We start from the raw sequence: 23,027 nt of genomic DNA, 5'->3' as shown, positions 1-23,027 counted from the left end.
TCCGAGCGTGCCGAGGGGGCCCGCTGTCGTCCGCAGCTCCGGGGGGCAGTCCACGTGGGCGTCATGGAGAACGTCGCGGGCCGGAAGGAAGAGGCCCGGCCGGACGCCACCACCGTTCTGGTGGTCGACGACGTGCCCGCGAGCCGGTACGCGCTGGACGCGGTCCTGTGCCGGGCGGGCCACCGGGTCCTGCTCGCCGGGAGCGCGGGCGAGGCCCTGCTCGCCCTCGACGCCCGGCTGCGCGCGGGCGAACTGCCCGACGTGGCGCTCGTCGACGTCGGCCTGCCCGACATGAGCGGCTACGACCTGTGCCGCCGCATGAAGGCGTCACCGACGACCGCGGGCCTGCCCGTCGTGCACTTCTCCGCCGTCGCGCACGGCACCCTCGACCGCTGCCGGGGCCTGGACGCGGGCGCCGAGGCCTATCTGACCGTGCCCGCCGAGCCGGAGGAGATCGAGGCGGTGGTGCGCGCCGCCGCCCGCGGCGCCCGGCACCGCAGCGCGGCCACGACCCGGGCGGGCCGGCTCGCGCTGCTCGCCGAGGCCGTCCTCGACATCCAGTCCGCGGGCTGCCCGGACGAGCTGGCCGAGACCGCGGCCACCCAGGCGGCCCGGCTCAGCGGCACGCCCGCCGCGGCCTTCGTGCTCGACGACGAGGGCGAGATGCACCGCGGCCTGTCCCGCCGCCGGGCCGCCACGGCGCTGCCCGACCGGGGCGCCCACGACGCCGTGGCCCGGCTGCTGCGCAGCCTCATGTCCGGCAGGACCGGCGCCCACAGCACGGTGATCCCCGCGCCGGTCTGGCCCGCCGGGTTCTTCGGCGCGGGCCCCTTCGCGGCGGGCCCCGACGTCCTCGGGCCCCGCCCGGACTCCCGCGCGGGCAACGGCCACGGCGGCCACCACGCGTACGACGACCCGCTCCTCGCCCCGCCCGACGGCGCGCTGCTCGCCCTCGCCCGGACCCGCGAGGACCACGCCCCGGTGTGCCTGGCGACCCCCGCCCACGCGCACGACCACGCCGCCGAGCTCACGCGCCTCGCCCACGCCACCGCACGCGTCGCGGAGCAGCTCTTCATGTACGAGGAGGAGCGCCACGTCGCCCTCACCCTCCAGCGCAGCTTCCTGCCGGCCCGGCTGCCGCACACCCCCGGCGCGGAGGTCGTGGTCCGCTACGAACCGGCCTCGCGGCAGGCGGAGATCGGCGGCGACTTCTACGCGGTGCTCGCCACGTCCGCGGGCGTGCTCACCGGCATCGGCGACGTCGTGGGCCACTCCCTGGAAGCGGCCACGGTGATGGTGGAGCTGCGCCACGCGCTGCGCGCCTACTGCGTGGAGGACCCGGAGCCCGGGGCGCTCGCCGGGCGCCTGGACCGCATGCTCCAGCGCTACCACCCGGACGTCACGGCCACCCTGTGCCTGGCGCTCGTCGACGCGGTGACGGGCCGCGTCCGGGTCGCCAACGCCGGGCACATCCCGCCGCTGGTCGTCCACGACGGCGGCAGGGCCGGGTACGTCAGGGCGCGCGGCCCGCTGCTCGGCCTCGGGCTGCCGCGCCCGGAGCCCACCGAGGTGCGGCTGACGCCCGAGGACCGCCTCCTGATGGTCACCGACGGCCTGATCGAGACGCGCGGCACGGACCTCGCCGTGTCGATGGAGCACCTGCGCGTCGCGGCCGCCGGGGCTCCGCACGGCGTGACGGCCCTGTGCGACACGCTCCTGGAGTGCTTCGGCCGCGAACGGGAGGACGACATCGCGCTGTTGGCGCTGCGCCTCACCGACGGCGGCGGGCGCGCCGCCGCCGGGCCCGGGAGCTAGGACGGCAGCACGGCGGGCGGCGCGAACGCGGCGAGGCGGGAGAGCAGGTCCGCGAACGGGCCGTCGGCGGGTTCGTCGGCGAGGACCTGGCCGAGCAGCTCCGCCATCTCCTGGTCGTACGCCGCGCTGACCGCCGCCAACGCCGCGAAGTCGTGCACGAGTTGCCGTTCCAGCTCGGCACGCGGGATGCGGCGGCCGTCCAGCCAGATCAGGGCGGTGGACTCGGCGAGGGAGATCCAGGAGCGCACGACGAGCTCCAGGCGCGCGGGCGGCGCGGCGATGCCCAGGTGCGCGACGATCTGGTCGTACGCCGCCTGGCGCACCGAGTCGATCAGGGCGTTCGTCGTGGAGGAGCCGACGGCGGGTCCGCCGCGCATCAGCGCGTAGAAGCCGGGCCCGTGCTCGTCGACGAAGCCGAAGAACCGGCCCGTCACCCGCAGCAGGCGGGCGCCGAGGGGCCCTTCGCGCGGCTCCACGAACCGCTCGGCCAGCTCGTCGGCGGCCCGCTGCAGGGCGGCCTCGTACAGGCTGAGCTTGCCGGGGAAGTAGTGGTACACGAGCGGGCGCGAGATGCCGGCGGCCGAGGCTATCTCGTCGATGGACACGTCCTCGGGCGAGCGGTGGCTGAACAGTTCGAGGGCCACCCCGATCAGTTGCTGCCGCCGCTCCTCGACACCCATCCTGCGCCGCGTCCCCGTAGTCATGCGAACACTCTACCGATCCGTTCGGACCATGAACGGAGGCCCCTGCTCCGCCCGTTCGCCGCCGTCGGCGTGCTCACAGGTCGAGGACGATCCGCTCCCCTCGCGCGCGGGACACGCAGATCAGCATCGAGTCGCTCCGCTCGCCGTCGGTGAGCAGCTCGTCCCGGTGGTCGATCTCGCCCTCCAGGACCCGCTGTTGACAGGTGCCGCAGAAGCCCTGCTCGCAGGAGTACGGGGTGCTCGGCAGCTCCTTGCGGACGGCGGCGAGCACCGTGGTGTCCGCGTCGACGGTCACCGTGCGGCCGCTGCGGCGCAGTTCGACCTCGAAGGCGCCGCCGTCCGCCGGGGCGCGGGGCGCGAACCGCTCCAGGTGCGGCGGGCCGCTCTCGGGCAGCGCGGCGGCCACGGCGTCCATGAGCCCTTCGGGCCCGCACACGTACACGGCGGCGCCCCGCTCGGCGGCGCCGTCGAGGAACCCGGCGACGTCCGGCCGCCCGTCCGTGTCCTCGGCGACGACGGTGACCCGCTCGCCGCCCGCCTTCTCCACCTCGTCGAGGAAGGGCATGGAGGCCCGGCCGCGCCCGCAGTACAGCAGCCGCCAGCTGCCGCCCCGGGCCTCGACGGCCCGGACCATGGGCAGGATCGGGGTGATCCCGATGCCGCCCGCGACGAACGCGTACGCGGGGGCGTCCGCGACCAGCGGGAAGCGGTTGCGCGGCCCGCGCACCTCGACCTCCGCGCCCTCGTACAGTTCCTCGTGCACCTCGCGCGACCCGCCCCTGCCGCCCTCGTCGGCGCCGATCCTGCGGGTGGCGATCGTGTACGAGGACGGGTCGCCGGGGTCGCCGCACAGCGAGTACTGCCGTACGAGCCCCGATGGCAGCACCAGATCGAGGTGGGCGCCCGGCTCCCAGGCGGGCAACGCCCGCCCCTCCAGGCGCAGTTGGACGACGCCGTCGGCGACCTGCTCGTGGCGGGCCACGCGCAGCCGCAGCGCCCGCGAGCGCGGCTGCCCCGAGACGGGCGTCTCCAGGGCGGGCAGCGGCCACAGCGGGGACGCGCCGATGCGGCGGCGCAGGGCGCGTCTGGTCCGCCCGGCGACCAGGACGGCGCCGGTGACGAGCAGGGCGGTGCGGGCGGTGCGGGGCAGCGGCATGGTCACGCGGCTCCGTTCGCGCGGGCCTCGGCGGCGGTGGCGGCGGGGGACGCGGCGAGGTAGGCGACGGCCTGGGCCGTGCTGCCCTCCTGCGAGGGGTGGTAGGAGCGGCTCAGGTACGTGGGGATGGAGCGGAGCATGGCGCCGGTGCTGGGCAGCGTGCCCGCGCGCCCGCTCCGGTGGAAGTCCCTGAAGGTCGCCTTGCCGCCGGGCAGCGTCGGGTCGTTCTCCATGAAGAAGCGGGCGCCGCGCTGCCACAGGAACACCAGCGCAGTGAAGGCGGTGGCCCAGGTGCGGGCCCGGCGGCGGTAGCAGCCGTCGAGGTGCACGAACAGGTCGAAGGCGACGGAGCGGTGCTCGACCTCCTCGGCGCCGTGCCAGCGCAGCAGGTCCAGCATCGTGGGGTCGGCGCCGCGCCGGTCCAGCTCGTGCGCGTTCAGGACCCAGTCGCCGAGGAAGGCGGTGTAGTGCTCGATCGCCGCGATCATCGCGACGCGCTCCAGGAGCCACCAGCGGCGGGCCCGGCCCGGCGGCAGCGTCCGGTCGCCGAGCAGCTTCTCGAAGAGCCAGTCGACCTGGGCGGTGTACGGGGTCGGGTCGAGGCCCTGCTCCCGCAGGTGCGGCAGGACTTCGTCGTGGGCCTGCGCGTGCATGGCCTCCTGGCCGATGAACCCGATGACGTCCGCCCGCAGTTCCTCGTCGCGGATGAGGGGGAGCGCCTGCTTGTACACGTGCACGAACCAGCGCTCTCCCGCGGGCAGCAGGAGGTGCAGGACGTTGATCGTGTGCGTGGTGAAGGGGTCGCCCGGGAGCCAGTGGAGGGGCGTCTTCTCCCAGGAGAAGGAGACGTTGCGGGCCTTGAGCGGTATGTGCTCGGAGGCGACGGGCTGGGGGAGCCGGGCCTTCGTGTTAGACATGGCGTCAATGTACGGCCGAGTAACCCCGTGGGTACACCCCTCGGAGGGGCTTTTCGGGCCGCGCCCCATGGAGGTCGCGGCCCGAGGGCCCGCGCCCCATAGGGGCGCGGGGAACTGCGCGACGAGCCACGACGGTCCGCAGACGGTCGACGGCGGAGGTCAGTGAAGAACGCTGAGCCTGGAGCCGTCCGCGAGCCTCGCGGTCAGCTGAAGCCGTTCGCCCCGCTTCGCGGGCAGCGCGGCCACGGGACCGGCAACAGGCGCTCGCCCAGAGACCCGCACCGAGACCACGTCCTCGCTGCCCGCGGCCAGGACGTACCAGCTTCCCGTACGGGCCTTCCACAGCACGCCCGCGAGCACGCGCGGCTCCCGCTCGCCGCAGGCGGGCGAGTTCTCCGCCTTGGCGGCGACGGCGCCCGCCGCGGCGCCGGGCGTCAGGACCTGGGCGAGGGCCTGGCTCGCGTTGCCCTGCCAGGTCTCCGCCCGGGTGCACACCCAGCGCGCCTGGCCGCTGCCGTCGGGCAGGGCCTGGCGGGCGTACTGCCACGCGTTGACGGACCGGACGCCGTGCGAGCGGGCGGCCGCGAGGGAGCAGGCGGTCCGGTCCCAGTCGGTGGCGCGGGCGTCGCGGGGCGCGGTGGGCCGGCCCGCGGTGAGCCGGGCGGGGGTCAGCTCGCCGAGGTCCGTGGAGAGCCGCGTGGCGCCGTCCGCCTCGCGCAGCTGGAGCGCGTTCCAGGACCGGCAGTCGCCCGCGAGGGCGGGGCTCGCGAAGGGCGCGGTGACGCCGTCGGCGCCGCGCCGCAGCGCGGTGGCCGCGCCGCTCGGCCTGAGCAGGTCGCGGACGGCGGCGGAGCGCACCCAAGGAGCCGTCAGATAGCGGACGTTGCCGTCGGAGCGGCCGAGCACGACCGCGCCGGAGTCGGCGGCGGTGGCGCCGTCGACCCGGGCGAAGTCGAGCGCGGCGCCGCCGGTGCCGTCCTCGGGCTCGGCGTACCGCACGACGCGCAGGCCGTCGTGGAGGAGGACGACGCGCGCGGCGTCGACCTCGCCCGCGAAGAGCAGCTGCGCGGGCCCGGGCGGCGCCCCCGCCGCGGTGCCCGGCGTCGCCGACACCCGTACGGACTCGCCGGGCCGCGCCCACACCGCGAGGGCGCGGCGCAACAGGGCGGTGTCGCCGGTGAGTTCGCCGCGCGCGGGCCACACCGTGAAGTCGGTGCGCGGGGAGCGCTTCCAGGCGGCGGGCGCGGCCTTCGTGAGCTTCGCGGGGTCGAGCGCGGCCTCGGCGGCCGGGTTCTTCGCGTACGGGGGCGCGGCGGCGCCGTCCGGGCCCCAGCCCTCGCCCGGCATGCCGAGCAGCGCCCCGCAGACCAGGGCGGCAGCGGCGGCCACGGCCGCGGCCCGCAGGTGCTGCCTGCGCCGCATCAGGTCGGTGGGCCTGGCCTGGAGGGAGCACGGGTCGAACTCGGGGGACTCCAGGAGCGCGTACAGGGCCTCGACGCCGTCGGCCTCGGTGAGGGCGGTGTCCACGTCGGCGACCCCGGCGGCGTCGAGGGCGCGGCGCACCTCGTCGTCCCCGAGCCGTTCGAGCCCGCGCAGCACGTACACGGCGCGGGCGGGCCCGGACAGGGCGGAGAGCCGCTGGTCCAGGGCGAGTTCGTCGGCGCCGCCGGAGCGCGGGAACAGTCTGAGGCCCCACACCTGGGGCAGCAGCGGCGGCAGCTGGGACCGCTTGGGCCAGGCCCGGCGCTTGAGCGGAAGTCCCGCTTCCAGGGCCGCGCGCAGCACGTGGCGGCGTACGTAGGCGTAGCCGGGGTCGGCGCTCCGGCCGGGGCCGCGCTGGTCCGGCACGACCGCGGTCTGCGCGCGGCCGCGGGGCAGGGCCCGCTGGACGAGCGCGTGCGCGGTCAGGACGCGGCGGTTGCGGCCGAGGCCGGGCGGCAGGACCAGGTAGGCCAGGCGGACCAGGCGGGGGTAGTGCTCGACGAGGGCGGCTTCGGCCTGCTCGACGTCGACGACGGACCTGGCGGACCCGGTCTCCCCGGCCCCTCCGGTCGGCGCGGCGGCTTTCGTGGACTGCGATGACGACACGTTCAGCAGAACGAGCGAATGGTCCGACGGTCACTTCACACTGGGGGCTGCCGCCCCCGTGCTCCCCCCTTTTTGGCGCTTCGCGCCTCGTCCTCAAACGCCGGACGGGCTGGAACTGTCGCCGGTTGCGGCAGATCTTTCAGCCCCTCCGGCGTTTGAGGAGCGGGGGTCTGGGGGCGGAGCCCCCAGGAAGCGGGAAGGGGCGGGTCTGGGGCGCGCCGCGAGGTCAGGTCAGGTGCCAGGCGCTGAACTCGACGAGGCCGCGGGCCCCCGCGCCGGCGTTGGCCGCGGTCATGAAGAGGCCCACGTCCTGGACCGCGGCCACCCCCGGCAGGGGCACCGTGGCGACGGCCCGCCAGGACGCCCCGCCATCCGTGGAGAACTCCCCGGTGAAGGAGCCCCCCGCCCGGGAGAGGCGCAGCAGCACCGGCGCCTTCACCCCGGTGACGCGGCGGTAGGTGTCCAGGGTGCCGTCGCCGTTCGTGTCGTAGGAGAGGACGACCCCGTTGGCGGGGGTGACGGCCAGGTTCAGGAAGCCCGGGGAGCCGGGGGCGGCCAGGGAGTTGCGGGCGACGAGGCCCGCCCGGGCCCAGGGCCCCGTGGCCGCCTGGGAGTCGACGCGCACGGTCACGGAGCCCCCGTCCCGCAGGGCCCCCGGCCTGAAGAGCGTGCCGAACTCCGCGGTGCCGCGCCACAGATCGGCCCCGGCGCCGTCGATGGCGTACCGCCCGTCGAGCTCGCCGAAGACGGCGGCGTTGTTGGTGTGGGTGCGCCACTCGGGGCCGAGGGGCCCGGCTTCGAAGAGGGTGCCTTCGTGGACCGCCCGCACCCGCGGCTCGCCCCGCGGACCGTACTCCACAGCGATCGTGTAGGGGAGGGGCCGCAGCGGCCGGTCGAGGGGGGTGCCGGGGGCGTGCGCGCGCCAGGCGACCGTGCCGGAGCCGCCGGCGGGCACGCGGGGCAGCGACGTCGGCCCGTCGGGCGCGGCGTCGATGCCGGTGAGGGCGAAGTCGACGCGGCCGGTGGCGCGCAGCCCGTTGACGTTGCGGAAGCGGGCCTCGACGCGGGCGCCGCCGCCGGGCGGGAACGCGGGCGGCTCGGCGGTGACCTCCAAGGAGCCCTGGTAGGGCGCGCGGGCGAGCGCGTCCCGGACCAGCGAGGCCGTGCGGTGCGCGTCGGTGACTGGCCGCAGCGGATGGTCGTCGCGGCGGCGCGTCCACGGCTCCTCGAACGCGGCGAACCAGTCGACCGCCCGGGGCGCGCGGCCCGCCGCGAGCGCGTCCGCGAGCTCGTCCAGCCACCGCTGCCAGCGCGGCGTGTAGAAGTCGCGCAGCAGGCCGTGCCACTCGCGGTTGCCGTAGTCGTGCAGATTGCCGCCCTCGGAGGTGGGGCGGTCGCCCCACACGGTGATGAGGGCCCGCGCGGTGCGCTCGAACTCGGCGCGCTCGGTGTCGCCGGTGGCGAGCCGCCGCGCGTCGTCGAGCCACGGCCCGAGCAGGAAGGCCTCGTGCGCGCCGGTCACGTCGTCCGCGAGCCGCATCAGGCGCAGCCACAGCGTGGACAGGGCCCGGAAGGTGTCCTGGTCCTTGCGCAGATAGGCGGCTCTGAGCTGCGGCAGGAGCTGGCGGCTGCGGTGGGCGAGGGCCTGGCGCGCCACGTCCACCAGGTCGTACTTGTACGCGGCGCTGCCGCGAAGGCGCGGTGCGACGCCGAGCAGGCCCGCGAGGGCCGCGTCGAAGCGGGCGGGGTCGTAGGTGAGGGCGCGCGGCGCGTACTCGGCGGCGCGGTTCGCGGCCAGGTCGGGGCGGGCCGCGAACAGCGAGTCGTGCGGGTCGCTGCGCTCCACCGCCGTGTGCTGGTACGCGGTGTCGTGCAGGGCGCGCCAGGCGGACCGCGCGGCGCGGTCGTGCCCGCCGTAGCGGAAGTCGGCGTAGGAGGAGAACCACGCGGCGCGGTCCACCTCGCCGTCGCGCCAGGCCAGTTCGGAGAAGAGGGCGAAGGCGGCCGGGTCGCGGTCGGTGGCCTCCGGCAGATAGGCGGTCCCGGCGAGCGCGCTGTCCGGCTTGTCGCGCCAGGCGAAGAACTTCTCCTGCCAGACGTGCGCGCGGGCGCCGATGGTGGTGCGCCCGCCGAAGTTCGGGATGGTGCCGAAGCAGTAGGGCGTGCCGCCCCAGTCCTTCTCGCGGTCGGTGACGCTGCCGTAGCGGTCGGAGACGCCGTCGACGATGAGCATCTTCTTCCTGTCGATGGCGTCGAGCAGCTCGGGCAGCGGGTTCTCCTGCCAGCCGAGGATCACCCAGGTCGCGCCCGGGTGCGCGGCGCGCAGGGCCTTCTCCACGCCGCGCGCGGCGTCCGGCACGGGCACGTCGCCCGCGGTGCCGCCCTCGTGCAGCAGGTCCATCTTGAAGTGCCCGGCCGCGCCGAACAGATCGCGCTGGTGGCGGTAGAAGGCCGCGGCGACCCGCGCGAACGCGTCGGTGCGCGGGTCCAGCCAGTCGGGCCGCTTGAAGCCGTGCCAGGTGCCCTGCGGGACGACGCGGGCGTCGCCGCCGTTGCGGGTGACGAAGCCGTCGGGGACGTGTCCGTAGTAGCCGGGCAGGACCGGCGCCATGCCCAGCTCGCGCAGCCGGTCCACGATCCGGCGGCCTAGCTCCGCGCGACGCGCGATGAGCTCCGGCGAGAGCGGGCCGCCGTAGCCGGACAGGTTCTGCAGCAGCCACCAGGGCTGGTGCGAGGGCGCGGGCAGCCAGGCGCGGGACTCGGCGTCGGTGTACCGGAAGTCCTTCAGGAGCCGGTGGTAGACGGCCTCGGTGCCCGCGATGACGAAGACCTCGTTGCAGCCGTGCAGGGCGAGGAGGTCGATCATGCGCTCCCAGTACGGCCAGTCGGCGTACGGGGCGGTGTAGCCGTCGTTGGTGTCGTTGAGCGCGAACCGGTGGGGGAGCGCGGTGGACCGGGTGAGCGGGCGCGCGGGCGCGGGCAGCCGGCGCGGCAGGTTCAGCTGGCCGCCGTTCCAGGCGAGGTGCGCGCCGCACACGTACTTCAGGTACCAGTGGACTCCGGCGAGCAGCACGGCGGGGGTGGTGCCCGACACCTCGACGCGCCCCGTCGTCCCGGTCACGCGGAAGCGGTCCCGGCGGCCGTGCGCCGGGACGAGTCTGAGCCGGAACTGGTCCGCGTGGTGCGGGAGTCGACGATTGAGCACGGCGCGCGCCGCATCCGTATCGAAGGCCGGGCCCCGGACGGGCCCTTCGGCCGCGCGGGCCGGCCCGGCCGGAAGGGCGGTGCCCAGGCCGGTGAGGCCGAGGGCGCCCGCGGTGCCGAGGACGGAGCGTCGCGATGGCTCGTACATGTGTACCCCCTGCGTCGATGGCTGCGGCGCACGGTATCCGGGCGGCCTGCGGGGCGCGACGGAACGCACGGACACGGCGCGTTCACATCACCTGATGAGACGGGAGCGGCGGATGAGGAGCATGGTGTGGGCGGCCGGGGCCGTTTCGGCCACCACGATCGGCCTGGTGATCGCGGCCGGGCTCGCGGGCGACGGCGGCGAAGGGGCGGGGCCCGCGCGCCCCGCGACGGCCACCGGCACCCTGGAGCAGCTCGCGGCGAGGGCCGAGTGCGCGCCCGACGTCCAGACGGACGCGGCGGAGCTGCGCCGGGCGAACTGCCGGAACGGCGACGGCCGCTTCGTCCTTGCGACCTTCGCCACCGACCGGGGCGAGCGCGAGTGGCTCAACCAGGCCAAGGACTACGGCGGCAGCTACCTCGTGGGCCGCAAGTGGGTCGCGGTGGGCGAGCCGGGCGTGCTCAGGGCGCTGCGCGGCCACCTCGGCGGGACGGTGGAGAGGTCCTCGCACCACACACCGGCGGGCTGACCGCGCAGAGCACCCGAAGGGGCGCGGGGCTGCGCCGGTACCCGGCCCCGCCGCCCGGGCGCGGTCAGCCACCGGCGGCCCGCGGCGTCAAGAACAGCGACGGCCCTCGTTCAGGCACGTGGCGACGCGTCGCATCAGCCTCTGGTCGAACACGTTGATGAAGTCACCGTGGTCGGTGACGGGCTTGTGCAGCTGCTCGGGGAAGGAGTCCACGGCGAAGCCGGGGCCCGGCGGCACGTCGTACACGATGCGCTGCACCAGCTGCGGCACGGCGCGGAAGCCCCGGGGGCAGCGGCCGCTGCGCGGGTCGGCGAACGCGACGTGCGTGCGGTGGTTGGCGCTGTCGGTGTTCCGGCCGTCCCAGCAGCTCTGGAAGCGGAAGGTGCGGACCACTTCGCTGCCCTCGGGGCAGATCGGGTACTTGTCCTTCAGCTGCCGGTTCTCGAATCCGGTGCAGCTCCAGGAGGCGTTGGCGTTCGCGTCGCCGTTGGTGAACGCCTTGGCGTCGCCGGTGATGACGCGCAGGAACCGCGGCATCGCGGTGACCTTGCCGACGGGGCTGCCGACGAACTTCAGCGTGACCTGGTCCGGCGTCTGGATCTCGCCGACGTTCTTGTCCCGGCCGCCGCCGTCCGCACCGGAGTCGTCCTCGTCGTTTCCGTTCTGGAGCCGCAGGACGGGCCAGTAGTACGTCGACTTGTCGCCCTGGTTGCGGCAGCTGGTGCGGCCGCCGGCGAGTTCCTGGTCGCTGGAGAAGGCGTCGGTCTCCTGGTTGCCGACGTAGTCGTGCATGTGGTGGGCGCCGTTGCTCACGCCGGGCGCCACGATGACGTTGTCCGGGTTGAACTTGCCGTTCTCGTTCGTGCCGCAGCGGGTGGTGAAGGCGCCGCGTGACGCGCCGCGCTGGTTGCGGGGCTTTTGGACGTTGGGCCGTACGGAGGTGATGTCGACGAAGTCCCCGGCCTCGGGGCCGTTGCCCGCCTGGCCCTGGCCCTGGCCCTGGCCCGGTCCTTGGTCCTGGCCCGGCTCCTGGGTCCGGCCCGGCCCTTGGCCCTGGCCCGCGCCCTGGTCCTGGTCCGCGTCCTGGCCCGTGCCTTGCTGCGGCGGGCCGTCGTCGTCGGCGCGCATGGTGCACCGCGCCATGCCGTCCAGGTTCTCGGGGGCCTCGCCGCTCCGGTCGAGCGCCGTGCGGATGGAGTCGAGGGTCGGCCGCCGCTGCTCCTCCAGCGGATCGAGGACCGCGCTCTGGTCCTCGGGGTTCTCGGCCTCGGCGAAGCGCGCGTACGCCTCGGTGAGCTGGCTGTCCAGCTCCGCGAGCCGCCGGTCGACCTCGGCGCGGGCGTCCTTGGGGACCGCGGGCAGCTGATTGCCCACGTCCGGACAGCTGATGGTGGTCGCCCGGGGCCCGTCCCCCTGGACCTGGCTCTGGTTCCGGACGTCCGGCGGCGGACGTTCCTCGGCGTTCGCGTAGACATTCACCGCGACGAGTCCGCCGCCGCCCAGGATGAGCGCCGCCGACGCGGCGATCGCCCGCCCGGCCAGCTTTGATCGTTTTCGTGACGTGCGTCGTGTGGTGCGTCCCATGGGCTGACGTACGCACCAGGAGCCCGCCGCGTTCAACGCGGAGCGGGTAAATCCCTTACGGCGACCGGAAGTTGATCAGCGGCCCTGGTCGAGGAATGCGAGAACCGCGAGGACACGGCGGTTGTCGTCGTCCGAGACCGGAAGGCCGAGTTTCGCGAAGATGTTGGAGGTGTGTTTCGCGATGGCCCGCTCCGTCACCACGAGCTGCGCGGCGATCGCGGCGTTGGACCTGCCCTGCGCCATCAGCTCCAGGACCTCGCGCTCGCGCGGGGTCAGCGCGCCCAGCGGCTCGTTCGCCGACCGCCGCGACAGGAGCTGCTGGATGACCGTCGGGTCCATCGCGGTGCCGCCCGCCGCGACCCGGCGCACCGCGTCGATGAACTGCCCGGCGTCGAACACCCGGTCCTTCAGGAGGTACCCCACGCCGCCGGTGCCGTCGGCGAGCAGCTCGCGCGCGTACAGCTGCTCCACGTGCTGGGAGAGGACGAGGACCGGCAGGCCCGGGCGCGCGCGGCGCGCGGCGAGGGCGCACTGGAGCCCCTCGTCGGTGTGCGACGGCGGCAGCCGGACGTCGACGACGGCGACGTCCGGCTGGAGCTCCGCCAGGGCCTTGGTGAGTTCCGGTCCGGTCTCCACGGCGGCCGCGATCTCGAAGTCGAACGCCTCCAGCATCCGCACCAGGCCGTCGCGCAGCAGGAAGAGGTCTTCGGCTAGGACAACTCGCAAGGGATCTCCATGGTCACCATGGTCGGGCCGCCAACGGGACTGCTGACGGCGAGTATGCCGTCGAATGTACCGAGCCGCCGTTCGATCCCGCTCAGGCCGGTTCCCGAGCCGACGCTCGCCCCGCCCTTGCCGTTGTCGGTGACCGCGATGCGGAGCATGCCGTCCGTGTGGTGGACGTCCACCCAGATCTGCTCCGCCTGCGCGTACTTGACCGCGTTCGTCAGGACCTCGCTCACCGCGAAGTACGCCGCCGACTCCACCGAGGCGTCCGCCCGCCCCGCCAGGTCCACGTCCACGTCCGTCGCCACCGGCAGCCGCAGCGCGAGGGCCCGCACCGCGTCGCCGAGGCCGCGCTCGGCCAGGACCGGCGGGTGGATGCCGCGCACCAGGTCGCGCAGCTCGGTGAGCGCCTCGCCGGAGTTCTGCCGCGCCTTGGCGATCATCTCCTTGGCCTTGGCCGGGTTCTGCTCCACGATGGCCTCGATGGTGCCGAGGTCCATGCCCATGGCGACCAGGCGGGCCTGCGCGCCGTCGTGCAGATCGCGTTCGATGCGGCGCAGCTCGGCGGCGGAGCTGTCCACGGCGTCGTGCCGGGTCTCCTCCAGGCGGTCCACGCGCTGCGCGAGCTCCCGCTCCCGCATGGTGGCCGTCGGGGCCAGCAGGGTGCGCGAGAGCTGGAAGTGGGCGCGCAGCAGCAGCGGATTGACGTACAGGCTCAGTACGAAGAAGGCGGTGCCGAGCGCGGCGGCGGCGAACGCGGCGTTCTGCGAGGTGACGTGGATGAAGGCGAACCACTCGCCGCCGCCCGCGTCGTAGATCGGCTTCCAGACGCCGCAGGCGAGGACCCAGCCGTACGCCATGTACAGGACCAGGGCGGGCGGCAGGATCGCCGGGACCACGCCGAAGGTCATGTTCACCAGGAGCCACTGCAGGTCCCGCCAGGTCGCCGGGTCCTTGAGCATCCGGCCGCACCGCTCCACCTGCCCGACCACGCCGCGGGCAGGGCGCGCGGGCTCCTGCCGGTAGGGGACCGGAATCGGCACGCCCGCCCACTCCCCGGCGTGCACGCGGTGCAGCGTCGCGTACTTGCGTACGGCGGTCAGGACCAGCGGGGTGGTGAACACGCCGATCCCGAGCGGGATCAGCACGATCGACACCACCGAGAGCACGAAGAGCGTGATCGACCCGACCAGTGAGAGCACCGTCATATACAGGCCGCGCGCTCCCGCGAGCAGGCTCTCGCGCACCCTCGACGTCTTCATGGTCTCCCTCTCCTCGGCTGCCGTGACCGGCCGCGTCCGGCGGTGTCCGCCCGTGGCCCGCTGTGTCCCGCCGTGTTCGAGAACACCGGGCACAAGGACAGTTTCCCTGGTCGGGGCGGCCCGGGTCATTCGGTTCCGCCACCGGAACGGGGGTGTACCTGACGACACCCCCCGGCCTCGCCCTGTGCTTCACCGAGAGGGGGGTTCGGCGGCTGGGGCCGGGCGCCGCCGATTCCTAGCGTGATTCACGTCAACTCGCTTAACTCACGCTTACCAATGGGGGCGAAGGTCATGAGCGCCAAGAGGCTGAACCTCGCGGCACGACTCGGGGTGTGGAGCGCGCACCACCGCAAGAAGGCGATCCTCGGCTGGCTGCTCTTCGTGGTGCTCGCCACCGTCGTCGGCGGCGCCACGGGCACCGTCACCGCGGACGACGACGAGATGGGCACCGGCGACTCGGCGCGGGCCGCGACGATCCTCAAGGACGCCGGCATCGACGAGCCCGCCTCCGAACTCGTCATGGTCAGCGCGCGCACCGCCGACGGCTGGCGGGAGGCGGCCGCGGACCTCGCGGCGGCGATCGAGAAGACCGGGGAGACGACGAAGGTGCAGCCGCCGCTGCCCTCGAAGGACGGCAAGGACGCGCTGCTCCGCTTCGCGGTCAAGGGTGAGTCCGACCAGGCCGCCGACCGCGTCGACCCGGTGCTCGCGGCCGTCGACGAGGCCAGGGACGCGGGGAAGGCGCACGGGATCGCCGTCCACCAGTTCGGCGACGCCAGCTCCGAGAAGTTCCTCAAGGACCTGCTCGCCGACGACCTGAAGAAGGCCGAGTTCATGGCGGTGCCGCTCGCGCTCGCCATCCTCCTGGTCGCCTTCGGCGCGGTCGTCGCCGCGCTGCTCCCCGTCGGGCTCGCGCTGACCGCCTGCGTCGCCGCCTTCGGGCTGCTCGGGCTCGCCAGCCACGCGGTGCACATGGCCGAGACCACGTACTCCGTGATGTTCCTGATGGGCCTCGCCGTCGGCGTCGACTACTGCCTGTTCTATCTGCGGCGCGAGCGCGACGAGCGGGCCGCGGGCCACGACGCCGAGACCGCGCTGCGGATCGCCGCCGCCACCAGCGGGCGCGCCGTCCTGGTCTCCGGCCTCACCGTGATGGTGGCCATGGCGGGCATGTTCCTGTCGGGCCTGCTCCTCTTCAAGGGCTTCGCCGTCGCCACGATCCTGGTGGTGTGCGTGGCGATGCTCGGCTCCGTGACCGTCCTGCCCGCGCTCCTGTCCTGGCTCGGCGACCGCATCGACGCCGGGCGCATCCCCTTCCTCAACCGCCGGGCCAAGAAGGGCGTCCACGCCAGCGGCACGCTCGCCGGGTCCCTGGTGAAGCCGGTCCTCGCCCGGCCCAAGGTCTTCGCCGTCGCCTCCGCCGGGCTGCTGCTCGCCCTGGCCGCGCCCGCGCTCGGCATGAAGACCGAACAGCTCGGCCTGGAGAAGCAGTTCGGCTCGGACGCGCGGCTCTCCGTGGCGTACCGGGAGATCACCGACGAGTTCCCCGGCGGCCCCGCGCCCGCCCGCGTCGTCGTGCACGCCGACGACATCGGGGCGGCGCCGGTCCGTGACGGCCTGCGCGCGCTCACCGCGCAGGCGGGCAAGGGCGCCGAGCTGACGCTGCACCAGGCCGCGAACGTGGCCGAGATCGAGGTGCCGCTGCCGGGCACCGGCAGCGACGCGGCCGCCAAGAAGGCCCTGGACGACCTCAGGTCGGACGTGCGGGACTTCCGCGCCGGCACCCGCGCCGACGGCCTGGAGGCCTACGTCGGCGGAGAGCTCGCCGGATCGCGGGACTTCACCGACCAGCTCGGCGAGGGCATCGTGCCGGTCTTCCTCTTCATCGCCGCCGTCACCTTCCTGCTGATGCTCCTCAGCTTCCGCTCGGTGGTCATCGCGGTGACCTCGATCGCCCTGAACCTGCTCTCCGTGGGCGCGGCCTACGGCGTCATGACGGCCGTCTTCCAGCACGGCTGGGGCGCCTCGCTCATCGGCTCGGAGAAGGCCGGCGCCATCGAGAGCTGGATGCCGCTGTTCGTGCTCGTCGTCCTCTTCGGCCTGTCGATGGACTACCACGTGTTCGTGGTCTCCCGGATCCGCGAGGCCCGCGACCAGGGGCTCGACAACCGGGCCGCGATCCGCGAGGGCATCTCGCGGACCGCGGGAGCCGTGACCGGAGCCGCGGTGATCATGGTGGCCGTGTTCGCGGTGTTCGGCATGCTGTCCATGCAGGACATGCAGCAGATGGGCGTGGGGCTCGGGGTCGCGGTCCTCCTCGACGCCACGGTGGTCCGCATGATCCTGCTGCCCTCCCTCATGACCCTCCTCGGCGACCGCAACTGGCACACCCCCCGGGGCCTTCGCTGGCTCCCGCAGGTCTCCCACGGCGAAACCCCGACGGAGGCTCCGGCCCGGGTCAGGGTCCCGGCGTGACACCCCCGGCCCGGGGCGCCGCCCGGCGCCCCGGCCAGGGCTACGCCAGGGCCTTCGCCTCCTTCTCCGGCGAGAGGCCCACCGCCGGGCGGTCCGGGCGGTGGGGGGCCACCCCGCCGAGGGTCCGGAGCCAGGTCCAGGTGTCGGCCACGGTCGAGGCCACGGGGCGGCAGCGCGCCCCGGCCTTGGCCGCGCTCGTGTCGTGCATCGTTTCGTACAGCTCCCCCGGCGGCAGCCACACCGGCAGCTCCGACCACGGCTCGATGCCCGCGCCGAGGACGGCCTCCGGCGCCGTCCACCGCAGCTCGGCGCCAGGCCCCCCGGCCACGTCCACGCAGGCCTCCAGGAGGTCCCCCATCGTGGCGTGGCCCTGGGGGCACACGAGGTTGTAGGGCCCGTGCAGCCCGGCCGCCACCGCGTCGAGCGTCCACCGGGCGAGGTCCCGTACGTCGATGTACTGGATGCCCGCCGTCCGCGGCCCGGGGGCGAGCACGGGACCGCCCCGCGCGACCCGGTTCAGCCACCACGGAAGGCGCCCGATGTTCTCGTAGGGGCCGAGGATCAGCCCGGCCCGCACGAGCAGCGTCCGCTCAGGACCGAAGGCGGCTTCGGCGGCGAGTTCACCGCCCCGCTTGTCCTCGGCGTACGCCACCGCGTCCGCGTCCGGGTCGCCGTCCACGACGGGGAACGACTCGTCCGAGCCCGCCTCGCCGGGGTAGCGGTACACCGAGCCGCTGGACACGTACGCGTACCGTCCGGCGCGCCCAGCGAGCAGCCGCGCGGCGTCCCGCACGGCCCGCGGCGCCCCCGACCAGGTGTCGACGACGGCGTCCCAGGTGCCGCCGTCGGCGGCGAGGGCGGCGAGCCCGCCGGGCGCCGCGCGGTCGACGGTGACCGCCCGCGTCCCGGCGGGCGCCGGGTGCCGCCCGCGGTGGCAGACCGTCACGTCCCAGCCGCGCGCGAGCGCGGCCTCCGTGACGGCCCGGCCCACGAATTCCGTACCACCGAGCATCAGAAGTCTCATGATCCGCACTCTGCCCGCCAGGACCGGCCCGCGGGAACCGGATTCCGCCAGCAGGAGAACGGGCGGGTCAGCCCGCCGTCGGCGGCGCGTACTTGTAGCCCACGCGCCGCACGGTCTGGATCGTCCTGCGGTGCTCGGCGCCGAGCTTGCGGCGCAGCCGGGCGACGTGGACGTCGACGGTCCGCCCGTCGCCCACGTGGCCGTAGCCCCACACCGTCGTCACCAGCTGGTCGCGGGTGTGCACCCGGTGCGGGTGCGCGACGAGGTGCGCGAGCAGCTCGAACTCCAGGTACGTGAGGTCCAGGTGGCGCCCGTCGACGTGTGCGGAGCGCCGCGCGGCGTCGATCCGCACGGGCCCCTCGCCGCTCGCCCCGGGGGCCTGTTCGGGGTCGGGCGCGACGGCCGCGAGGTGCTCCTGCCCGGCGGGCAGCAGGACCAGGTAGCCGATCATCGGCGGCTGGCCCGGCAGCGTGGGCAGGGTGTGCTGCGGCGCGGGCAGGAGCGTCGCGCCGGGCGGCAGGAAGCCGGAGAAGTCGGCGAGGTCGGAGATCCGCGCCACCTCGTCGGGCGTGACGGCCCGCAGCCGTCCCCGCGCCGAGGGCACGGCGGGACGGGTGGCGGTGGCGGCGTTGGCGGCGGTGAAGGTACGGGAGTTCGCCATGAGTCAGCTCTTTCGCGCTAAGGAGTCGTCGAGGACGTACGTCGTGCGCGTCAGGCCGGAGGCCGGGGGAACGGCTTTAGAGGGCCCGCGCGTTCAGCGCGCGGCAACACACCCGGTCGAAGTCGTGGTGCTGCCGGGAAGGCCAGAAGGGCTCAAGGTCATGATGACCCGTCGCGGTGTTCTGGAAGCTGCCCATGGCCCCATTGAAGCAGATGGGAACGGGTCCGCCAGACCCCTTCTCGAACGTTGATACGCCGTCTTGACATCTGGATGGCGTGAAGTGACGCCTTTGACAAGGGCGTTGAGCAGCACGAAAGGGGCGCCCACCACAGCGGTGGGCGCCCCTCGCAGAAACCGGCACAACGGACGGAACGGGTCAGACCTGACCGGCCTTCTCCAGGGCCGCGCAGCAGGTGTCGACCAGCAGCCGCGTCACCACGTACGGGTCGACGTTCGCGTTCGGGCGGCGGTCCTCGATGTAGCCCTTGCCGTCCTTCTCGACCTGCCACGGGATGCGGACCGAGGCGCCGCGGTCGGAGACGCCGTACGAGTACTCGTTCCAGGGGGCGGTCTCGTGCAGGCCGGTGAGGCGGTCGTCGATGCCCGCGCCGTAGTTCTTGACGTGGTCCATCGGCTTGGAGCCCTCGCCGAGCGACTCGCACGCGGTGATGATCGCGGGGTAGCCCTCGCGCATGGCCTTGGTGGAGAAGTTCGTGTGCGCGCCCGCGCCGTTCCAGTCGCCCTTGACCGGCTTGGGGTCGAGGGTGGCGGAGACCTTGAAGTCCTCGGCGGTGCGGTAGAGCAGCCAGCGGGCCACCCACAGCTGGTCGGAGACCTCGAGGGGGGAGAGCGGGCCGACCTGGAACTCCCACTGGCCGGGCATGACCTCGGCGTTGATGCCGGAGATGCCGAGGCCCGCCGCGAGGCAGTGCTCCAGGTGCGCCTCGACGACGTCGCGGCCGTGGATCTCGTCCGCGCCGACGCCGCAGTAGTAGCCGCCCTGCGGGGCCGGGAAGCCTCCGGCCGGGAAGCCGAGCGGGCGGTCGCCCTCGAAGAACGTGTACTCCTGCTCGATGCCGAAGATCGGCTCCTGCGCCGCGAACCGCTCCTCGACCTCGGCGAGCAGCGCCCGCGTGTTGGAGGAGTGCGGCGTCATGTCCGTGTTCAGGACCTCGCACAGGACCAGGATGTCGGCGCCGCCGCGGATCGGGTCCGGGCAGGAGAAGACCGGCTTCAGGACGCGGTCGGAGGCGTGGCCCTTCGCCTGGTTGGTGGACGAGCCGTCGAAGCCCCAGAGGGGGAGCTCGGCGCCCTGTGCGTCATCGGTGAGGATCTTGGTCTTGGAACGGAGCTTGGCGGTCGGCTCGGTGCCGTCGATCCAGATGTACTCAGCCTTGAAGGTCACGGGCCTCATCCTTAGAACACTTGGTACGGCGCAGTCGTGCGGGTGCTGCGGGCCGTGGCGATGACGGCAGCCTGTCAACGCGCGATTTCCCGTCCGTTGCCCGTATGTGAACCCCGTGTTACCTGGGGCGGGAGTGGTTCAGATCACCCCGCGGGGCCGGGGCCCGGCGTTACTTGATCACCGCGTTGGCCGCCGCGATCAGCAGGCCGATCGCCGCGTCGGCGACGCCGATGAGCACGGCCGAGCGCCTGCGGTAGCCCGAGCGCAGCGCGGCGAAGGTGCCCCACCCGAAGAGCAGCGCCGCGTTCAGGCCGAGCCCCGTATACGTGACGCTCCGCTCGGGCCAGTCCATGATCCCGGCGAGGACGAGGAGCGCGACGGTCGGCCAGCAGGCGATGACCACCGGCCACTCGTCGGCGAGCGCCCAGCCGAGCTGGCGCCAGCGGTGGCTGCCGCTGCCCGGCTTGTGCGTGGCCATGTGGTGGGCGTAGCCGTGGGCGAGCGCCGCCGTGCCCGCGGTGACCATGACCCAGGCCGCGTCGTAGTACGGCGTGAAGCGTTCGCCCTCGGACTGCAGCGCGGCGAGCAGCGCGCTCGCGAGCACCGTGCCGTAGACGCCCCCGGCGAGCCAGCTGCGCACGGGCCGCTCCCTTCGCTCGTCCCGCGCCGCAGGTCCGGCCCGGGTGGAGCGCTCCACCCTACGTACGGATACGCACGTGTCTGTAAAGGTTTGCCCGCTCTTGTCGCTCGGTCGGCCCGCGCCTTGCCGGGCCGCCCCGCGCCTTGCCGGGCCGCCCCGCGCCTCGCCCGGCCGCCCCGCGCCGCCAGGTCACCGGGCGGGGCGCGTCACCGCCCCAGCGCGTCCCGCACCGCCTCCTCCGTGCGGGCCACCACCGCCGTGCCGTCGTCCGCCGTGATGATCGGCCGCTGGATGAGCTTCGGGTGCGCGGCGAGCGCCTCGATCCACGCCTCGCGGCCCGAGTCGTCGCGCGGCCAGCGGGCGCGGTCCTTCAGGTCGAGCTCCTTGGCGGCGGCCTCCTGGGTGCGGGTGATGTCCCAGGGTTCGAGGCCGAGCCTGCCGAGCACGTCGCGGATCTCGTCGGCGGTGGGCACGTCCTCCAGATAGCGGCGCACCGTGTAGTCGGCGCCCTCCGCGTCGAGCAGCGTCAGGGCGCTGCGGCACTTCGAACAGGCGGGGTTGATCCAGATCTCCATGCCGCACACGCTACCTCCGAACCATCCGCCCCACGCCCCCTCAAACCCCTTCTGGCCAGCGGGGATTGCTCCTCTGGGCACGGGCCGTTGTCAGTGCCGGCACGTAGAATGGAAGCAATGTTCGAAGGGGCCCGCGAGGGTTCCCGAACCGCGACAGGAGGATGTCCGTGCCCGCTGCCGCAGTCCCGTCCGTGCCCGCCAAGCCGACCGCCCGCTCCCGCAACCGCACCCCGTCCCGAGCGTCCCGCACCCCGTGCCAGGGCCAGCAGCCGCTGCTCGACGTGCCGTACGTCCCGATGGAGAAGCACCCCCTGCCGCCCGGCCGCCCCCGCGAGTGGTACATCACGCACAACCGCCGCCTCAAGGCCATGCGCCTGGCTATCGCCCTCCTCGACGCGGGCGTCTGGGTGCCGAACCAGGCGAGCAACGTACGGATACGCACGATGGCCGAAACGGTGGGCATCCACCCCCCGTCCGACACGACGTGCCACATGGTGCGCGCCTTCATGCGCTACAACCGCTGACGCGGATCCTCCCCCCCCCCGGCCCCGGCGTCCGGCGTCACCCGCCCGGCGTAACCGACATGCGCGCCCGCGCGCTCCGGCGTTGGCTGCTCTTGGCCCCTCAAACCCGTCCGGCGTTTGAGGCCGGGCGCGAAGAGCGATAGACGGGGACGCAGGGGGAGGGCCCCCTGACCACGGGAAGAGGGGCGGGTCCGGGGTGCCCCGCGAGCACCCCGGACCCGCCCCGCGGAAAGGGGACCGCCCATGACCACCGCGGCCGAGCGCGCGGAGCGGGGCAAGGCCGCCCGCAAACGGGCCTCCCGGTCCTCGCACGGGATCTGGATCCCCTCGGCGGACCGGCCCGACCCGGTGGCCGTCCTGGAGCGGCAGGCCGCCGACCGCGTGCAGGAGCTCCTGCCGATCCGCTACGGGCGCATGGCCGCGTCCCCTTTCGCCTTCCTGCGCGGAGCCGCCGCCGTGATGGCGGGCGACCTCGCCGCGCAGCGCCACACCGGCCTCACCGTGCAGCTCTGCGGGGACGCGCACCTGCTGAACTTCGGCGTGTTCGCCTCGCCCGAGCGCCGCCTCCTGTTCGATCTGAACGACTTCGACGAGACCTACCCCGGCCCCTTCGAATGGGACGTCAAACGCCTCGCCGCCAGCGTCGCCGTGGCCGCCCGCGAGACCGGCGGGGGCGAGGACGGCGCCCACGACGCGGCCCTCGCCGCCGTCACCGCCTACCGCACCGGCATCCGGCGCCTGGCCCGCAAGGGCGAGCTGGACGTCTGGTACGCCAGCGTCGACACCGGCGACGTGCTGCGCCTCATGGACTCCGCGCACCAGCGCGAGCGCGCCGCGGCCCGCCTCGCGCACGCCCGCCGCCGCACCAGCCTCCAGGCTCTCGGCAGACTCACCGAGGTCGTCGACGACCGCCGCCGCATCGTCCACGACCCGCCCCTCCTCGAACCGGCGGGCGCCCCCGACATGGCGGCGCTGCGCAAGATCTTCGGCGACTACCGCTCGACGCTCGCCGAGGAGCGCCGCCTCCTGCTCGACCGCTACCGCTTCGTGGACGCCGCCCGCAAGGTCGTCGGCGTCGGCAGCGTCGGCACCCGCTGCTTCATCGTGCTGCTGACCGGCCGGGACGCCGAGGACCCGCTGTTCCTGCAGATCAAGGAGGCCGTGCGGTCCGTCCTCGAAGAGCACCTGCCCAGCGGCCCCTACCTCCACCCGGGCCACCGCGTCGTCGCGGGCCAGCGCCTGCTCCAGGCCGCGGGCGACATCTTCCTCGGCTGGATGACGGGCCCGCAGGGCCGCGCCTACTACTGGCGCCAGCTGCGCGACATGAAGGGCTCCGTGGACGTCGCCGCCCTCGAACCCGCCGAACTCCTCGCCTACGCCCGCCTCTGCGGCACCGCCCTCGCCCGGGCCCACGCCCGCTCCGGCGACCGCGTGGCCATCGCCGCCTACCTGGGCTCCGCCGACACCTTCGACCGGGCCGTCGCGGCCTTCGCCGTGCGCTACGTCTCCCAGAACGCGACCGACCACAAGGCGCTGACCAGCGCGATCGAGGCCGGGGTCCTCACCGCGACCACGGCGTACTGAACGGCGTAC

At 74.3% G+C, this 23,027-nt stretch carries 18 protein-coding genes; 5 read left to right on the top strand and 13 right to left on the bottom strand.

What is annotated here, in order from left to right:
- Positions 1-63: 63 nt before the first annotated feature.
- Positions 64-1,815, top strand: coding sequence for a fused response regulator/phosphatase (locus tag C9F11_RS12560; RefSeq protein WP_138959368.1), 1,752 nt, complete (start codon positions 64-66; stop codon positions 1,813-1,815).
- Here the strand turns inward: C9F11_RS12560 and C9F11_RS12555 are convergent.
- The 5 genes from C9F11_RS12555 to C9F11_RS12535 form a co-directional block, all read right to left on the bottom strand.
- Positions 1,812-2,519 (bottom strand): TetR/AcrR family transcriptional regulator, encoded by a 708-nt coding sequence (locus C9F11_RS12555; protein ID WP_138959367.1) that lies wholly within the window; start codon positions 2,517-2,519, stop codon positions 1,812-1,814. The two genes, C9F11_RS12560 and C9F11_RS12555, sit on opposite strands and share 4 nt — an antisense overlap.
- Positions 2,520-2,592: 73 nt before the next feature.
- A complete protein-coding gene (locus tag C9F11_RS12550) occupies positions 2,593-3,675 on the bottom strand; it encodes a PDR/VanB family oxidoreductase (protein ID WP_138966392.1) in 1,083 nt (360 codons plus the stop codon).
- A gap of 2 nt (positions 3,676-3,677) precedes the next feature.
- The gene (locus C9F11_RS12545; protein ID WP_138959366.1) at positions 3,678-4,592 is read right to left on the bottom strand and encodes a metal-dependent hydrolase; all 915 of its coding nucleotides are present in this window, start codon (positions 4,590-4,592) and stop codon (positions 3,678-3,680) included.
- A 159-nt stretch (positions 4,593-4,751) separates the two neighbouring features.
- Entirely contained in the window at positions 4,752-6,680 is a 1,929-nt protein-coding gene (locus tag C9F11_RS12540; RefSeq protein WP_138959365.1) for a hypothetical protein, read from the bottom strand.
- Positions 6,681-6,906: 226 nt separating this feature from the next.
- Positions 6,907-10,032, bottom strand: a complete 3,126-nt coding sequence (locus C9F11_RS12535; RefSeq protein ID WP_138959364.1) for an alpha-N-acetylglucosaminidase — start codon at positions 10,030-10,032, stop codon at positions 6,907-6,909.
- A gap of 112 nt (positions 10,033-10,144) precedes the next feature.
- Between C9F11_RS12535 and C9F11_RS12530 the strand changes: the two genes are divergently transcribed.
- On the top strand, positions 10,145-10,558 hold the full coding sequence (locus C9F11_RS12530) for a hypothetical protein (RefSeq protein WP_138959363.1): 414 nt from the start codon (positions 10,145-10,147) through the stop codon (positions 10,556-10,558).
- Positions 10,559-10,645: 87 nt separating this feature from the next.
- On the opposite strand, the gene C9F11_RS12525 is transcribed toward C9F11_RS12530, so the two are convergent.
- From C9F11_RS12525 to C9F11_RS12515, 3 genes are all read right to left on the bottom strand, one after another.
- Positions 10,646-12,142 carry a DUF1996 domain-containing protein gene (locus C9F11_RS12525; protein WP_138959362.1) on the bottom strand — a complete coding sequence of 499 codons (1,497 nt, stop codon included), beginning with the start codon at positions 12,140-12,142 and terminating at the stop codon, positions 10,646-10,648.
- Between the two features lie 75 nt (positions 12,143-12,217).
- The gene (locus tag C9F11_RS12520) at positions 12,218-12,868 is read right to left on the bottom strand and encodes a response regulator transcription factor (RefSeq protein WP_138959361.1); all 651 of its coding nucleotides are present in this window, start codon (positions 12,866-12,868) and stop codon (positions 12,218-12,220) included.
- On the bottom strand, positions 12,853-14,130 hold the full coding sequence (locus C9F11_RS12515; protein WP_138959360.1) for a sensor domain-containing protein: 1,278 nt from the start codon (positions 14,128-14,130) through the stop codon (positions 12,853-12,855). Before C9F11_RS12515 ends, C9F11_RS12520 begins: the two co-directional genes overlap by 16 nt.
- Before the next feature lie 291 nt (positions 14,131-14,421).
- Here C9F11_RS12515 and C9F11_RS12510 point away from each other — a divergent pair, with 291 nt between their 5' ends.
- Positions 14,422-16,605 (top strand): MMPL family transporter, encoded by a 2,184-nt coding sequence (locus C9F11_RS12510; RefSeq protein WP_171075715.1) that lies wholly within the window; start codon positions 14,422-14,424, stop codon positions 16,603-16,605.
- Positions 16,606-16,645: 40 nt separating this feature from the next.
- On the opposite strand, the gene C9F11_RS12505 is transcribed toward C9F11_RS12510, so the two are convergent.
- The 5 genes from C9F11_RS12505 to C9F11_RS12485 all read right to left on the bottom strand — a co-directional run bounded on the left by C9F11_RS12505 (position 16,646) and on the right by C9F11_RS12485 (position 20,910).
- Positions 16,646-17,629, bottom strand: a complete 984-nt coding sequence (locus C9F11_RS12505; RefSeq protein WP_138959359.1) for an NAD-dependent epimerase/dehydratase family protein — start codon at positions 17,627-17,629, stop codon at positions 16,646-16,648.
- A 67-nt stretch (positions 17,630-17,696) separates the two neighbouring features.
- Positions 17,697-18,290, bottom strand: coding sequence for a winged helix-turn-helix domain-containing protein (locus C9F11_RS12500; RefSeq protein WP_138959358.1), 594 nt, complete (start codon positions 18,288-18,290; stop codon positions 17,697-17,699).
- Positions 18,291-18,666: 376 nt separating this feature from the next.
- Positions 18,667-19,695: a glutamine synthetase gene (gene glnII / locus C9F11_RS12495; protein WP_138959357.1), complete on the bottom strand. Its 1,029-nt coding sequence runs from the start codon at positions 19,693-19,695 to the stop codon at positions 18,667-18,669.
- Positions 19,696-19,864: 169 nt separating this feature from the next.
- Positions 19,865-20,335, bottom strand: a complete 471-nt coding sequence (locus tag C9F11_RS12490; RefSeq protein WP_138959356.1) for a hypothetical protein — start codon at positions 20,333-20,335, stop codon at positions 19,865-19,867.
- 206 nt (positions 20,336-20,541) lie between these two features.
- Positions 20,542-20,910: an arsenate reductase family protein gene (locus C9F11_RS12485; RefSeq protein WP_138959355.1), complete on the bottom strand. Its 369-nt coding sequence runs from the start codon at positions 20,908-20,910 to the stop codon at positions 20,542-20,544.
- A gap of 161 nt (positions 20,911-21,071) precedes the next feature.
- Between C9F11_RS12485 and C9F11_RS12480 the strand changes: the two genes are divergently transcribed.
- Complete coding sequence (locus C9F11_RS12480; RefSeq protein WP_171075714.1) at positions 21,072-21,434, top strand: hypothetical protein; 363 nt, start codon at positions 21,072-21,074, stop codon at positions 21,432-21,434.
- A 243-nt stretch (positions 21,435-21,677) separates the two neighbouring features.
- Positions 21,678-23,018, top strand: a complete 1,341-nt coding sequence (locus C9F11_RS12475) for a DUF2252 domain-containing protein (RefSeq protein ID WP_138959354.1) — start codon at positions 21,678-21,680, stop codon at positions 23,016-23,018.
- Positions 23,019-23,027 lie beyond the last annotated feature (9 nt).

This window comes from Streptomyces sp. YIM 121038 (assembly GCF_006088715.1).
In the GTDB taxonomy this organism is placed as follows: Bacteria; Actinomycetota; Actinomycetes; order Streptomycetales; family Streptomycetaceae; genus Streptomyces.
Note: the sequence above shows the minus strand (reverse complement) of the source record. Positions and strands in the feature narration are given on the sequence as shown.

What these genes read in the sequence shown, in the direction of transcription:
- C9F11_RS12485 (WP_138959355.1), bottom strand. Translation starts at nt 20,910, where the DNA reads ATGGAGATCTGGATCAACCCCGCCTGTTCGAAGTGCCGCAGCGCCCTG.
- C9F11_RS12535 (WP_138959364.1), bottom strand. Translation starts at nt 10,032, where the DNA reads ATGTACGAGCCATCGCGACGCTCCGTCCTCGGCACCGCGGGCGCCCTC.
- C9F11_RS12475 (WP_138959354.1), top strand. Translation starts at nt 21,678, where the DNA reads ATGACCACCGCGGCCGAGCGCGCGGAGCGGGGCAAGGCCGCCCGCAAA.
- C9F11_RS12560 (WP_138959368.1), top strand. Translation starts at nt 64, where the DNA reads ATGGAGAACGTCGCGGGCCGGAAGGAAGAGGCCCGGCCGGACGCCACC.
- C9F11_RS12525 (WP_138959362.1), bottom strand. Translation starts at nt 12,142, where the DNA reads ATGGGACGCACCACACGACGCACGTCACGAAAACGATCAAAGCTGGCC.
- C9F11_RS12555 (WP_138959367.1), bottom strand. Translation starts at nt 2,519, where the DNA reads ATGACTACGGGGACGCGGCGCAGGATGGGTGTCGAGGAGCGGCGGCAG.
- C9F11_RS12515 (WP_138959360.1), bottom strand. Translation starts at nt 14,130, where the DNA reads ATGAAGACGTCGAGGGTGCGCGAGAGCCTGCTCGCGGGAGCGCGCGGC.
- C9F11_RS12505 (WP_138959359.1), bottom strand. Translation starts at nt 17,629, where the DNA reads ATGAGACTTCTGATGCTCGGTGGTACGGAATTCGTGGGCCGGGCCGTC.
- C9F11_RS12510 (WP_171075715.1), top strand. Translation starts at nt 14,422, where the DNA reads ATGAGCGCCAAGAGGCTGAACCTCGCGGCACGACTCGGGGTGTGGAGC.
- C9F11_RS12530 (WP_138959363.1), top strand. Translation starts at nt 10,145, where the DNA reads ATGAGGAGCATGGTGTGGGCGGCCGGGGCCGTTTCGGCCACCACGATC.
- C9F11_RS12550 (WP_138966392.1), bottom strand. Translation starts at nt 3,675, where the DNA reads ATGCCGCTGCCCCGCACCGCCCGCACCGCCCTGCTCGTCACCGGCGCC.
- C9F11_RS12500 (WP_138959358.1), bottom strand. Translation starts at nt 18,290, where the DNA reads ATGGCGAACTCCCGTACCTTCACCGCCGCCAACGCCGCCACCGCCACC.
- C9F11_RS12480 (WP_171075714.1), top strand. Translation starts at nt 21,072, where the DNA reads ATGTCCGTGCCCGCTGCCGCAGTCCCGTCCGTGCCCGCCAAGCCGACC.
- C9F11_RS12545 (WP_138959366.1), bottom strand. Translation starts at nt 4,592, where the DNA reads ATGTCTAACACGAAGGCCCGGCTCCCCCAGCCCGTCGCCTCCGAGCAC.